This window comes from Streptomyces sp. NPDC007875 (genome assembly GCF_042868035.1).
Taxonomy (GTDB): domain Bacteria; phylum Actinomycetota; class Actinomycetes; order Streptomycetales; family Streptomycetaceae; genus Streptomyces; species Streptomyces antimycoticus.
In genome coordinates this window covers 25,743-38,169 of the sequence record NZ_JBIADZ010000011.1, presented here as the reverse complement: position 1 = coordinate 38,169, position 12,427 = coordinate 25,743, and the positions used below count along the sequence as shown (strand labels likewise).

Genomic DNA, 12,427 nt, shown 5'->3' with positions numbered 1-12,427 from the left:
GACCCCCACCGGTCCCGCGCCCCGGGTGTCATCGCCGCCGCGCGTGCCCCGGGTGTCATCGCCGCCGCGCGTGCCCCGGGTGTCATCGCCGCCGCGCGTGCCCCGGGTGTCATGGCCGCCGCGCACGCCTCGCACGTCGCGGCCGGAACGCGGCCGCCAGCACGATCAGCGCCGTCCCACCCAGCACGAAGATCACCGCGCCCGACGGCACCGACCGCACATCCGCCGTGAACGTCATCGGCGCGCCCCAGGGCAGTCCGTCGGCGGTGGTGTAGAGCTGGGCGGTCAGCCGCACCGGGCCGTTCGCGTACGCCTTCACCCGAATCCGCACCGTACGGCTCACCGCCCGTGACGCCCGGACCGGCATCGCGCGGTCCCGGGCGTCCAGCCGCTCGGGGCGGCTGGAGAGGACCCGCAGCTCCACCCCGGTGAGGTCCTGCTGCAGCCCGTTGTCGACGGTGACCGGGATGGTCGCCGAGCCCCCGGCCACCACCACCATGGACTTCGGCACCAGCCGCACCGACGCGATCGAGGCGGTCAGATAGCGGGACACCCCTTGCTGGTACGAGGCCGCGCCCGACGGGTCGGCGCGCCAGGCGGTCGCGACGGAGCGGGCCAGCGCGGCCCGGACGGACGCGGCGGTGGCCCGCGCGTCCGACAGCACCTTGGCCAGGTCGCGCATCCGCCGCCGGTCCCGGACCACCGCCGCGAGCCGGGCGGGCGGCAGCTCGGAGGCGTGCCGCGCGAGCGGATAGCCGTCGAAGCCCCGCAGCCGCCCCGCCGTGGGCTTGCGCAGCGCGGCCGTGAACCCGGCCGGTTCCAGCCACCCCGCCTTCCGGCCTTCGGCCACCACGGTGAGCAGCACCCGGGCGACCGCGAGCGGCATCCGGCGCGGGGGCACCATCACCAGCTCGCGCCGGGCGTACGGCAGCTCCCGTGCGGCCGTCAGCGTCTCGGCGAGCAGCCGCTGCCGCAGCAGCAGCCGGGCGGGCTCGCCGGCGGCGCCCGCGGCCGGGTGGCTCGCGAAGAGCTGGGCGGCGATCGCCGCGTCGTAGCGCAGCGCGGTCGTTCCGCCCTCGAGCGAGACGGCGCCGTCGTCGGTGGCCCCTTCGGAGACCAGCTCGCCCTCGGAGGCCACCCCGGCGCCGGATGCGAGCACCGTGTCCAGGCCGAGCTCCTCGGCGTACCGGGCGATCCCGTCGTCCAGCTCACCGCCCGCGGGCCAGCCCACCCCGGTGCGCGCGTGGACGCCCAGCGCCCGGTCCACCACGCTCCGGCCGGTGCGGGAGGCCCGGCGCAGCAGCCCGGCGAGCGGGGCGCCGCCGCCGCGGGCGAGCGAGGCCAGATCCGGGTCCGCGTACGGCAGCGCGATCACCTCCCGGCCCCGGACCGCCGCACGGAGCGCGGCCAGCCAGTCCGCGGCCGCCTCGCCGCCCTCCCCCTCGGTGGCCTCCTGCGGATCACTGTCGCCGGGCGTACGGGCCACCCGGTAGCCGGCCGCCATAGCCCGCGCCTGGACGATCAGATCCGGATCGAGAACCCAGGTGACCGGCTGCCCCTTGCCCATCTCGACCAGCCGCCGCAACCGGCCGCCCGGCCCGAAGGCGGTGGTCAGCTCGTCGTCGCGGAAGACCGGCAGCACACTGTCCTGGGTGCGCAGGGTCAGCGCCTCCATCCGCGGGGCGTCGAGGACCGGCCACAGCACGGTGGTGCGCAGCGGCTCCAGCCGCGTGGCGTCGGGGTACGCGGACAGATGGGTACGGGTCAGCCCGAGCACGGTCCCGGCGCCGGCGCCGCCCTCGCGGACGACGTTCACGGTGAGCGCGTACGCCCCGGCGTCGTCCAGCTCCAGGTCGGGGACGGGCACGGTGAGCCGGAAGCCGCGCTCGGCGCCGGTCGGCAGCGCGGCGAGGCGGGCCGTGCGGCCGGGCACCTCGGGGCCGTCGGCCCGGGTCAGCGGCGTGCGGCGGGCCACGGCGGAGAGCCCGCCGCGGATATCGATCGCGCCGGACGCGCCGATCCGCACCCCGATATGCGCGGGGCCGAGACGCCGCCCGGAGGTATTGGTGACCCGCCCGCTGATCCTCAGCTCACCGCCCTGGCGAATCACCGCGGGGGTCAGGGAGGCCAGTTCGACGGACACGGGGTACGACCGCGACGGGTCCTGTGGCGTGGTGGCGCCGTACGACCGCGAGGGGCTGTGTGGCGTGGTGACGCCGTACGAACGCGACGGGCTCCGAGCTGTGGTGGCGCCGTATGACCCCGACGCGCCCTGCGCCGCGGTGACGTCGTACGTCCCGTGGCCGGGCGCCGGGCCCACGGCCTCGGGGGGCCCGGTGGGCGTCGCCGGTACGGAAGTGATCGCGACCAGGATCGTGGTGACGGCCGCGACGACCGCCCGCCCGTACGTCCCGCCGCGCCCCACGACCACCACCTCGACGCCCGTGTCTGCCGTCCGCCCACGCCGCACGGGACCGACGCGGTGTCACCAGCCCACCACGCCGGGGACGATGCCGCACGCTCAAGGCCCCCGCCCCGGGGAGGGGCCTGGGGAGACCCCGGCCCTGGGGCCCCGCGGGGCCCGCCCCGGGGCGTCACACCGGCACGACGTGGCCCCGGGGGGGCGTCACACCCGTACGGTGCCGATCCCGAGGCTGTGGCACCGCGACGTCACGCCCGCACGATGCGGCCCCGGGGCGTCAGCCGCACAGTCCGGCCCACGGAGGTCACCCCCACACCGGCCCGGAAGCATCACCCACGCGGCGCGGCCCGGAAGCATCACACCCGCGGCGCGGCCCGGAAGCATCACACCCGCACGGCCCGCCCCCAGGCATCACACCCGCACCGTGTCCGGCCGACGAGGCAGTGCGTCCATCGCGGTGCGCAGTGAGGCGAAGTCCTCCACACAGCGGCCGGTGCCGATGGCGACACAGTCCAGCGGGTCGTCGGCCACCAGCACCGGGATGTTCAGCTCGCGCCCCAGCCGTACGTCCAGACCGCGCAGCAGGGCCCCACCGCCGGTCAGCACGATGCCGCGGTCCATGATGTCGCCCGCCAGCTCGGGCGGGGTCTCGTCGAGCGTGGACCGTACCGCCGCGACGATGCTGTCCACCGGCTCGGAGAGGGCGTGCCGCACCTCGTCCGCGGTCAGTTCGAGCACTTTGGGCAGCCCGGTCGCCTGGTCCCGGCCGCGAATGGTGCAGCGGTCCGGCGGCAGCAGCGCCTGGGTGTCCTCGGGATCCTCGCTCTGGCCCGGGATGAACACCTCGACATTCCGCTCGGGCCGCCGGACGGCATCCGACACCCGGGGCACGGACAGCGACCCGGCGGGCGAGGCGGACCCGATGGAGACCTTGATCTCCTCGGCGGTCCGCTCACCGATCGCCAGCGCGTACTGCTTCTTCACATAGGAGGTGATCGCCACATCCATGGAGTCGCCCGCGGTACGCACCGACCGCGCGGTGACGATGCCGCCCAGCGAGACCACGGCGACCTCCGTGGTACCGCCGCCGATGTCGACGACCATGCAGCCGGTCGGCTCGCTCACCGGCAGCCCCGCCCCGATCGCCGCCGCGATGGGCTCCTCGACCAGATGCACCTGACGCGCCCCGGCCTGGGTGGCGGCCTCCATCACCGCGCGCCGCTCAACGCCCGTGATCCCGGACGGCACGCAGACGACCACACGGGGACGGGCGAGCCGGCGGCTGCCCATCACCTTCTTGATGAAGTACCGCAGCATGCGCTCGGCGATCTCGAAATCGGCGATCACGCCATCGCGCAGCGGTCGCACGGCGACGATGTTCGTCGGCGTCCGCCCCATGGTCTCCTTGGCCGCCGAACCCACCGACAGCACACTGCCGTCGGCTGTGTTCACTGCCACAACCGACGGCTCATTGAGCACGATGCCCCTGCCCCGTACGTACACCAGTGTGTTGGCGGTGCCGAGGTCGATACCCATGTCACGCCCATTGAACGACTTGTTCTGCGCCATAAGTTGACATTATTGCTTATGCCGGATTCTGTCCCGGCACTGATGTCATTCGCACCACCGTACGGCCATGCCACTGCTACCTTGCGGTCATGATCGCGTCCGGACCCTCCGCAGCTCAGGCCCCACGACCGGCCCGTGGTCTCGCGGCGGGCATCGCGGCGGCGCTGCTCGGGGCGCTGGTCTTCGGCTTCGTCCAGGGGAAAATCGGCCACCGCGGCCAGGAGGTCGGCTACTGGGCGCTGTGCATCGGCCTGTTGACCGGCGCCGCGCTGGGCAAGCTGGGCGGCCGCGCACCGCTGCTGGCGCTCATCGGCATACCGCTCGCGGTGGTCGGCGTCTCACTGGCGCAACTGCTCGGCGTCGCGGTGCTGATGGGGGACGAGAGCTCCTGGCCCACCGCGGACACCCTGATCGGGCACTTCGGCCTGGTCATGGACCACTGGCGCGATGACATCCTGGGGCGCAACGACATCACCTTCTACGCCGTGGCCGGCGCGGAGAGTTACCTCGTCGCGAAGCGGATCACCGAGTAGCGGCCGACGAATCCGCATATGCCGGGCCAGCGTGTCTCCGTCCGGTCCCAGCCATGTCACGGACGTCAGACACGACTTGTCTGGTTGTCATGCCTGCCTGTTACTTTTATGGCTCGATAGTTTCCATCCGCGTTCCCAGTCCGCAGCCGCTCATCAGCTCGGCTGTCCCCGGAACGCGGTCTCAACACCTTCATCCCCGGGGGAATTTCATGAGCCAGAACTGGCAGCAGCCACAGCAGCCGGGTGGCTACCCACAGCAGCCCGGCGGTTACCCGCAGCAGCCCGCCCCGCCCCAGCAGGCCGGTGGCTACGGCACCCCGCAGCCGGGCTACGGCTACCCGCAGGCGCAGCCCCAGCAGCCGCAGCAGCCCCAGCCGCAGTACGGCGGCGGCTTCCCGCCGCCCGCGCCGCCGGTCGGCCGCCCGGGCAACCCGATGCTGGCGGTGGGTGCCGCCCTCGTGGCCACTCTCGTCGGCGCGTTCCTCTACGCGTTCCTGCTGAGCGCGATGGCGGACACGGACAAGACCCCGCCGGAGGTCACGCAGTTCGCCTACGCCGGTGTGGTCGTCGGTGCGCTCATCGGTCTGGCGATCGCCAAGCTGGGCGGCCGCAACACGGGACTGTGGGTGGTCGGCGCGGTGCTGGCCCTGGCCGCGGTGTTCCTCGGTGAGCTCTACGGCTACGCGATGATCCTGCACGATGTGATGAGCAACTACGCCGACAAGATCGGCGGCGGCGCCAGCAGCCAGGTGCTCTCCTCGAACGAGATCTTCTTCGACCACTTCAGCGACCTGTGGAAGTCGTGGAAGGAAGACTCGGACGCGCTGACCTACATCTTCATGGCGCTCGCGCCGGTCGCCGCGGTCAGCACCGCCTACCGGATCAGCAACCGCTGACCCCACGCGCGACGCGCACACAGCGACACAGGCGAGACAAAGGAAGGCCCCGACCGCGCTGCGGTCGGGGCCTTCCCCTTGCTGAAGAACGTCCAGCCGTGAAGAACACTCAGCCGTGGAGCGGACTCAGCTCTTGTTGCGGGCCGACGGGGCGACCGTGACCTCGACCCGCTGGAACTCCTTCAGCTCCGAGTAGCCGGTCGTGGCCATGGCCCGGCGCAGCGCACCGAAGAAGTTCATCGAACCGTCGGGGATGGAGGAGGGGCCGAGGAGAATCTCCTCGGTGGAGCCCACCGTGCCCAGGTTCATCCGCTTGCCGCGCGGCACCTCGTCGTGCACGGCCTCCATGCCCCAGTGGTGACCGCGGCCCGGTGCGTCCGTGGCCCGCGCCAGCGGGGAGCCCATCATCACCGCGTCCGCGCCGCAGGCGACGGCCTTGGGCAGGTCGCCGCTCCAGCCGACGCCGCCATCGGCGATCACATGCACATAGCGGCCGCCGGACTCGTCCATGTAGTCCCGGCGGGCGGCGGCGACATCGGCGACCGCCGTCGCCATCGGCACCTGGATGCCCAGCACATTGCGGGTGGTGTGCGCGGCGCCGCCGCCGAAGCCCACCAGCACACCGGCGGCGCCGGTGCGCATCAGATGCAGCGCGGCCGTGTAGGTGGCGCAGCCGCCCACGATCACCGGGACGTCCAGCTCATAGATGAACTGCTTGAGGTTGAGCGGCTCGGCGGCGCCGGAGACATGCTCGGCGGAGACCGTCGTCCCGCGGATCACGAAGATGTCGACGCCCGCGTCCACCACGGCCTTGGAGAACTGCGCCGTGCGCTGCGGGGACAGGGCGGCGGCGGTCACCACGCCCGCGTCCCGCACCTCCTTCAGGCGCTGGCCGATCAGCTCCTCCTTGATCGGCTCGGCGTAGATCTCCTGCATCCGGGTGGTCGCGGTGCGCTCGTCCAGCTCGGCGATCTCCGCGAGCAGCGGCTCCGGGTCCTCGTAACGGGTCCAGAGCCCTTCCAGGTTCAGCACCCCGAGGCCGCCGAGCTCACCGATGCGGATCGCGGTGCGGGGCGAGACCACCGAGTCCATCGGCGCGGCCAGGAACGGCAGCTCGAAGCGGTAGGCGTCGATCTGCCAGGCGATCGAGACCTCCTTGGGGTCCCGGGTGCGACGACTCGGCACAACGGCGATGTCGTCGAACGCGTACGCCCTGCGGCCGCGCTTGCCGCGCCCGATCTCGATCTCAGTCACGTGGGTGCCTTTCCCTGTTCACGAACAGCCGTCCCAGTATCCCTGCCCGAACCTGCGCAGGGTCGCCCGGGTGAACGGCGCGGGTCAACGGCCGGAGTAGTTCGGCGCCTCGGTGGTCATCTGGATGTCGTGCGGGTGGCTCTCCTTGAGGCCCGCCGAGGTGATCCGCACGAAGCGGCCCTTCTCCTTCAGCTCCGCCACATTGGCCGAGCCGACATAGCCCATCGACGCCCGCAGACCGCCCACCAGCTGGTGCGCGACCGAGGCCAGCGGACCGCGGTAGGGCACCTGGCCCTCGATGCCCTCGGGGACCAGCTTGTCCTCGGAGAGCACATTGTCCTGGAAGTAGCGGTCCTTGGAGAACGAGCGGGCCTGGCCGCGCGTCTGCATCGCGCCCAGCGAACCCATGCCCCGGTAGGACTTGAACTGCTTGCCGCTGATGAAGACCATCTCGCCCGGCGACTCCTCGCAGCCGGCCAGCAGGCTGCCCAGCATCACCGTGTCCGCACCGGCGGCGATCGCCTTGGCGATATCGCCCGAGTACTGCAGACCGCCGTCGCCGATCAGCGGCACCCCGGCCGCATGGCAGGCCCGCGCCGCTTCGTAGATCGCCGTCACCTGCGGCACGCCGATGCCCGCGACCACACGCGTGGTGCAGATGGAGCCCGGGCCGACGCCGACCTTCACCCCGTCCACCCCCGCGTCGATCAGTGCCTGGGCGCCGTCCCGGGTGGCGACATTGCCGCCCACCACATCGACCGAGACATTCGACTTGACCTTGGCGATCATGTCGAGGATGCCCCGGCTGTGGCCGTGTGCGCTGTCCACGACCAGGAAGTCGGCGCCGGCCTCGACCAGCGCCTGCGCCCGCTCGTACGCCTCGTCGCCGACGCCGACGGCGGCGCCCACGACCAGCCGGCCGCCCGCGTCCTTCGCCGCGTGGGGATACTTCTCGGCCTTCACGAAGTCCTTGACCGTGATCAGGCCCTTGAGCAGGCCCGCGTCATCGACCAGCGGCAGCTTCTCGATCTTGTGGCGGCGCAGCAGCTGCATCGCGTCCTCGCCGGAGATCCCCACCTTGCCGGTGACCAGCGGCATCGGGGTCATGACCTCGCGGACCTGACGGCCCCGGTCGACCTCGAAGGCCATGTCACGGTTGGTGACGATGCCGAGCAGCTTGCCCGCCGCGTCCGTGACCGGCACACCGCTGATGCGGAACTTCGCGCACAGCGCGTCCGCCTCGTGCAGCGTGGCATCCGGCCGGACCGTGATCGGGTCGGTGACCATGCCGGACTCGGAGCGCTTGACGAGGTCGACCTGGTTGGCCTGGTCCTCGATGGACAGATTGCGGTGGAGCACGCCCACCCCGCCCTGCCGGGCCATGGCGATGGCCATCCGGGACTCGGTGACCTTGTCCATGGCGGCGGACAGCAGGGGCACATTCACCCGGACGTTCCGAGAGACCCTGGACGAGGTGTCGACCGCGTTCGGCAGCACCTCGGAGGCGCCCGGCAGCAGCAGCACGTCGTCGTACGTCAGCCCGAGCATGGCGAACTTCTCAGGCACTCCGTCGACGTTGTCAGTCATGACACCCTTCCAAATGGTCTTGCCCCAGCGCGGACTCCCATGCTAACGGGCTCCCCGAGTGCCTCATTCCGCCCTGTGGATAACTTCTCAGTGGGCTGCTGAATACGGAAGGCACAACGAGGTAAGAGCGGGACCGGGGACCGGCAGGCCCTCGGCTCACTGCTCGGCCAGCGCGCGCAGCCTGCTCAGGGCCCGGTGCTGGGCGACCCGCACCGCTCCGGGGGACATGCCGAGCATCTGCCCGGTCTCCTCCGCCGTCAGCCCGACCGCGACCCTCAGCAGCACCAGCTCGCGCTGGTTCTCCGGAAGGTTGGCCAGGAGCTTCTTGGCCCATTCCGCGTCGCTGCTGAGCAGCGCACGCTCCTCGGGCCCCAGCGAATCATCCGGCTGCTCCGGCATCTCGTCCGAGGGGACGGCCGTGGAGCCGGGGTGGCGCATGGCGGCCCGCTGCAGATCGGCGACCTTGTGGGAGGCGATGGCCACGACGAACGCCTCGAAGGGCTTTCCGGTGTCCCGGTAGCGCGGCAGCGCGCACAGCACCGCGAGACAGACCTCCTGCGCCAGGTCGTCCACGAAGTGGCGGGCATCACCCGGAAGTCGGGACAGCCTCGTGCGGCAGTACCGCAGGGCAAGCGGATGGACCAGGGCCAGCAGGTCGTGCGTGGCCTGCTCGTCCCCTTCGACGGCGCGCCCGACGAGGGCGCCAATCGGCCCCGTGCCCCCGGGAGCGCCCTTGGCGGCTCCTGGGTTCTCATCGTCGCGCGGCATCCATCCATGGTGCCTCGGGCCCGGTGGCTCCGTGGCACCGCGTCCGTAGTTGTGCGCTGAAGCGTTATGAGCAGGTGCGCCGGCTGTCGTCACGTCCTGCGCTCTCCCCTCACGCCCGACCGACTCGTCCCCGAGGAACTCCACACCTTCAAGGATGCGGCATAGCGCGGGGAACTGATACAGGCCACCACAACAGGGCCCACCGCGCACGCTCTCGCCCCGCCCGCCACCCGGCGGGCGGGGACCGTAGCGCCCCCGCTGCGCAGCACGTCAGAACGGTCGTGGCCGAGTCAGCGGACCAGACCCCAGCGGAACCCGAGGGCCACCGCATGGGCCCGGTCGGACGCGCCGAGCTTCTTGAACAGCCGGCGTGCGTGCGTCTTGACCGTGTCCTCGGACAGGAACAGCTCTCGGCCGATCTCCGCATTGGAGCGGCCGTGGCTCATGCCCTCGAGCACCTGGATCTCCCGCGCGGTGAGGGTGGGCGCGGCGCCCATCTCGGCCGAGCGCAGCCGGCGCGGGGCCAGCCGCCAGGTGGGGTCGGCGAGCGCCTGTGTCACGGTGGCGCGCAGCTCGGCGCGCGAGGCGTCCTTGTGCAGATAGCCACGGGCGCCGGCGGCCACGGCCAGCGCGACGCCGTCGAGGTCCTCGGCGACCGTGAGCATGATGATCCGGGCGCCCGGGTCGGCGGAGAGCAGCCGCCGCACGGTCTCGACACCACCGAGACCGGGCATCCGTACGTCCATCAGAATCAGATCCGAGCGGTCGGCGCCCCAGCGGCGGAGGACTTCCTCGCCGTTGGCCGCCGTCGTCACACGCTCGACGCCGGGCACGGTCGCCACCGCACGGCGCAGCGCCTCTCGGGCAAGCGGGGAGTCGTCGCAGACGAGGACGGATGTCATGGCCGTCCTCCGCAGCTGATGCGCGTCACCTTGAGCCTCCAGGCTGGTACATATCGTCACCTGAGCGATTGACAGCCCCGGATATCTGTCCGAGAGCTTTACCCATCAACCGCCTCCGCACTCTCAACGACGGTCACCCGAAAGAGTTACGGGGTTCGGCGGCCACCTTCGACACTCTACGTGAGGGTTCGGACACGGAGCAGCTTCGTCGCACAGGTCGCGCCCTTCGCGTCTCCCCCATAGGACAGCCCCCGAGGCAGTCCCTTCGGTGGCATTTGGCGACCTTGCTTCCAATTTGCCGGTCTATGTGGCTAGATTCGCAATGAGTCATATTTACATCTACTTACACCGTAGGTGTACGACCCAGGACGCAGCGTCCGCAGCCGATCGCATCGAGGAGATAAGGCAATGGCAGATTTCTCCCGTCTTCCCGGCCCGAATGCCGACCTGTGGGACTGGCAGCTCCTGGCCGCGTGTCGCGGGGTCGACAGCTCGCTCTTCTTCCACCCGGAGGGGGAGCGCGGCGCTGCCCGCAGCGCACGCGAAATGTCGGCGAAAGAGGTGTGCATGCGCTGCCCGGTACGAGCGCAGTGCGCCGCGCACGCCCTTGCCGTACGCGAGCCTTACGGAGTGTGGGGCGGACTGACCGAGGACGAGCGCGAGGAGCTCATGGGGCGGGCACGCCACCGCGCGGTCGCCGGCACCGGGGCCCCCGGATCCTGATCGGAGCCCGGTCGCAGCCAATCGAGGAAACGTTCCTTCTGCCACCACCCGCCGCAAGTGCGATGGGGCGCGAACGCCCGCCGCTCACCTGCGGGCCGCCTGCTCCAGCCGGTCCAGCGTCGCCGCCACCGCCGGGACGCGGGCGAGGTCGGGCAGGGTCAGCGCCACCACTTCCCGGCGCACCGCCGGTTCCACCTCCAGCGTCGTGGCGCCCTTGGCCCGTACGGACTCCAGCGCCAGCTCGGGCAGCACCGCGACCCCCAGCCCGGCCCCGACCAGGCCGATGACGGTCGGATAGTCGTCCGTCGCGAAATCGATCCGCGGCGTGAACCCCTCGGACTCGCACACCTCCACCAGATGCCCCCGGCAGCGCGGGCAGCCCGCGATCCACGGCTCCCCGGCCAGCTCGGCGATCCCCACCGCCCCGGCGCCCGCGAGCTTGTGCCCCTCCGGGACCACGCCCACCAGCCGGTCGTTCAGCAGCGGCCGCAGGACCAGGTCGTCCCACTCACCTGAAGCCTCCTCGCTCATCTGCGGATAGCGGAAGGCCAGCGCGATCTCGCAGTCGCCCGAGCGCAGCATCTCCACCGAGCCCGGCGGCTCGGCCTCCACGAGCGAGACCCTCGTCCCCGGATGCGCCGCGCGCATCCCGGCGAGCGCCATGGGCACCAGGGTCGAACTGCCGCTGGGGAAGGACACCAGCCGTACCCGGCCCGCCCGCAGCCCGGCGATCGCCGCGACCTCCTCCTCGGCGGCGGTCAGCCCGGCCAGGATCCCGGTGGCATGCCGCACCAGCGCCCGGCCCGCCTCGGTCAGCCGCATCTCCCGCCCGCTGCGGATCAGCAACGGGGTGCCCGCGGCGCCCTCCAGGGCCTTCATCTGCTGGCTGACGGCGGGCTGGGTGCAGCCCAGCTCACGGGCGGCGGCGGAGAAGGAGCCGGTGGCGGCCACCGCGCGCAGCACCCTGAGATGACGGGCCTCGATCATGCCTCCGAGCATAAGCGACCCTTGGGGATGGGCCGGGATATTACGTCGACGCTTTGACCGCACTGCCTTACGGTGCGGTCATGCTGCATACTCCAGCCGTTCTCACGGTGAATCTGGGCCGCGCGACGCCGACCGGCTACACCGACTGCCCCGCCGGCACCGGTATCGACAAGCGTCCCGTCGAGCGCCCGGTACGGGTCGCGGCCCCGGGGCCGAAGGGCCAGGGCGCCAGTGGTCTGTCCGGTGACACGGTCTGCGACACCCGCCACCACGGCGGCGACGACCAAGCGGTCTACGCCTATGCCCGGGAGGATCTCGACGTCTGGGAACAGGAACTGGGCCGCGAGCTGGCCAACGGCGTCTTCGGCGAGAACCTCACCACCAGCGGCATCGACGTCAGCGGCGCCCTCATCGGCGAGCGCTGGCGGGTGGGGAGCGAGCTGCTGCTGGAGGTGACCTCACCGCGCATCCCGTGCCGTACCTTCGCGGGGTGGCTGGGCGAGCGGGGATGGGTCAAGCGGTTCACCCAGGCCGCCGTCCCCGGGGCGTATCTGCGGGTGCTCGAACCCGGCGAGATCCGCTCGGGCGACCCCGTCGAGATCGTGCACCGGCCCGACCACGAGGTGACGGTCGCCTTCCTCTTCCGCGCCGAGACCACGGAGCGGGAGCTGCTGCCGAGGGTGCTGGCGGCGGGCGACGCACTGCATCCGGAGGCGCGGGAGGCCGCCCTCACGTACCGGTCCAGCTGACGGAAGTGTTCATTCCGACCCAGATCGCTCGCGGTCC

The 12,427-nt window shown here is 71.8% G+C and carries 11 protein-coding genes; 4 read left to right on the top strand and 7 right to left on the bottom strand.

Features of this window, described 5'->3' with window-relative positions; genetic code table 11:
* Positions 1–109 precede the first annotated feature (109 nt).
* Together ACFYOY_RS23370 and ACFYOY_RS23365 are read right to left on the bottom strand one after the other, a co-directional pair.
* Positions 110–2,425: a DUF6049 family protein gene (locus ACFYOY_RS23370; protein ID WP_351896775.1), complete on the bottom strand. Its 2,316-nt coding sequence runs from the start codon at positions 2,423–2,425 to the stop codon at positions 110–112.
* Positions 2,426–2,833: 408 nt separating this feature from the next.
* A complete protein-coding gene (locus tag ACFYOY_RS23365) occupies positions 2,834–3,991 on the bottom strand; it encodes a rod shape-determining protein (protein ID WP_351896770.1) in 1,158 nt (385 codons plus the stop codon).
* Between the two features lie 89 nt (positions 3,992–4,080).
* On the opposite strand from ACFYOY_RS23365, the gene ACFYOY_RS23360 reads away from it, so the two are divergent.
* Both ACFYOY_RS23360 and ACFYOY_RS23355 read left to right on the top strand, forming a co-directional pair.
* A complete protein-coding gene (locus tag ACFYOY_RS23360) occupies positions 4,081–4,524 on the top strand; it encodes a hypothetical protein (protein WP_351896764.1) in 444 nt (147 codons plus the stop codon).
* A 209-nt stretch (positions 4,525–4,733) separates the two neighbouring features.
* Complete coding sequence (locus tag ACFYOY_RS23355) at positions 4,734–5,420, top strand: hypothetical protein (protein ID WP_351896758.1); 687 nt, start codon at positions 4,734–4,736, stop codon at positions 5,418–5,420.
* A 126-nt stretch (positions 5,421–5,546) separates the two neighbouring features.
* Here the strand turns inward: ACFYOY_RS23355 and ACFYOY_RS23350 are convergent, their stop codons facing one another.
* From ACFYOY_RS23350 to ACFYOY_RS23335, 4 genes are all read right to left on the bottom strand, one after another.
* Positions 5,547–6,674 carry a GuaB3 family IMP dehydrogenase-related protein gene (locus ACFYOY_RS23350; RefSeq protein WP_351896752.1) on the bottom strand — a complete coding sequence of 376 codons (1,128 nt, stop codon included), beginning with the start codon at positions 6,672–6,674 and terminating at the stop codon, positions 5,547–5,549.
* 84 nt (positions 6,675–6,758) lie between these two features.
* Positions 6,759–8,261 carry an IMP dehydrogenase gene (guaB, locus tag ACFYOY_RS23345; protein WP_351896746.1) on the bottom strand — a complete coding sequence of 501 codons (1,503 nt, stop codon included), beginning with the start codon at positions 8,259–8,261 and terminating at the stop codon, positions 6,759–6,761.
* Positions 8,262–8,417: 156 nt separating this feature from the next.
* Positions 8,418–9,029 carry a sigma-70 family RNA polymerase sigma factor gene (locus ACFYOY_RS23340; RefSeq protein WP_243979620.1) on the bottom strand — a complete coding sequence of 204 codons (612 nt, stop codon included), beginning with the start codon at positions 9,027–9,029 and terminating at the stop codon, positions 8,418–8,420.
* Positions 9,030–9,319: 290 nt separating this feature from the next.
* Positions 9,320–9,931 (bottom strand): response regulator transcription factor, encoded by a 612-nt coding sequence (locus tag ACFYOY_RS23335; RefSeq protein ID WP_003948568.1) that lies wholly within the window; start codon positions 9,929–9,931, stop codon positions 9,320–9,322.
* 408 nt (positions 9,932–10,339) lie between these two features.
* On the opposite strand from ACFYOY_RS23335, the gene ACFYOY_RS23330 reads away from it, so the two are divergent.
* Positions 10,340–10,654 carry a WhiB family transcriptional regulator gene (locus ACFYOY_RS23330; protein WP_014054233.1) on the top strand — a complete coding sequence of 105 codons (315 nt, stop codon included), beginning with the start codon at positions 10,340–10,342 and terminating at the stop codon, positions 10,652–10,654.
* 84 nt (positions 10,655–10,738) lie between these two features.
* Here the strand turns inward: ACFYOY_RS23330 and ACFYOY_RS23325 are convergent, their stop codons facing one another.
* Positions 10,739–11,641, bottom strand: coding sequence for a LysR family transcriptional regulator (locus tag ACFYOY_RS23325; RefSeq protein WP_351896742.1), 903 nt, complete (start codon positions 11,639–11,641; stop codon positions 10,739–10,741).
* Between the two features lie 80 nt (positions 11,642–11,721).
* On the opposite strand from ACFYOY_RS23325, the gene ACFYOY_RS23320 reads away from it, so the two are divergent.
* Complete coding sequence (locus ACFYOY_RS23320) at positions 11,722–12,390, top strand: MOSC domain-containing protein (protein WP_351896739.1); 669 nt, start codon at positions 11,722–11,724, stop codon at positions 12,388–12,390.
* The last annotated feature ends 37 nt before the right edge of the window (positions 12,391–12,427 follow it).

Coding starts and splice junctions, on each gene's coding strand:
- ACFYOY_RS23365 (WP_351896770.1), bottom strand. CDS start 3,991: ATGGCGCAGAACAAGTCGTTCAATGGGCGTGACATGGGTATCGACCTC.
- ACFYOY_RS23340 (WP_243979620.1), bottom strand. CDS start 9,029: ATGCCGCGCGACGATGAGAACCCAGGAGCCGCCAAGGGCGCTCCCGGG.
- ACFYOY_RS23355 (WP_351896758.1), top strand. CDS start 4,734: ATGAGCCAGAACTGGCAGCAGCCACAGCAGCCGGGTGGCTACCCACAG.
- ACFYOY_RS23360 (WP_351896764.1), top strand. CDS start 4,081: ATGATCGCGTCCGGACCCTCCGCAGCTCAGGCCCCACGACCGGCCCGT.
- ACFYOY_RS23330 (WP_014054233.1), top strand. CDS start 10,340: ATGGCAGATTTCTCCCGTCTTCCCGGCCCGAATGCCGACCTGTGGGAC.
- ACFYOY_RS23325 (WP_351896742.1), bottom strand. CDS start 11,641: ATGATCGAGGCCCGTCATCTCAGGGTGCTGCGCGCGGTGGCCGCCACC.
- guaB (WP_351896746.1), bottom strand. CDS start 8,261: ATGACTGACAACGTCGACGGAGTGCCTGAGAAGTTCGCCATGCTCGGG.
- ACFYOY_RS23335 (WP_003948568.1), bottom strand. CDS start 9,931: ATGACATCCGTCCTCGTCTGCGACGACTCCCCGCTTGCCCGAGAGGCG.
- ACFYOY_RS23320 (WP_351896739.1), top strand. CDS start 11,722: ATGCTGCATACTCCAGCCGTTCTCACGGTGAATCTGGGCCGCGCGACG.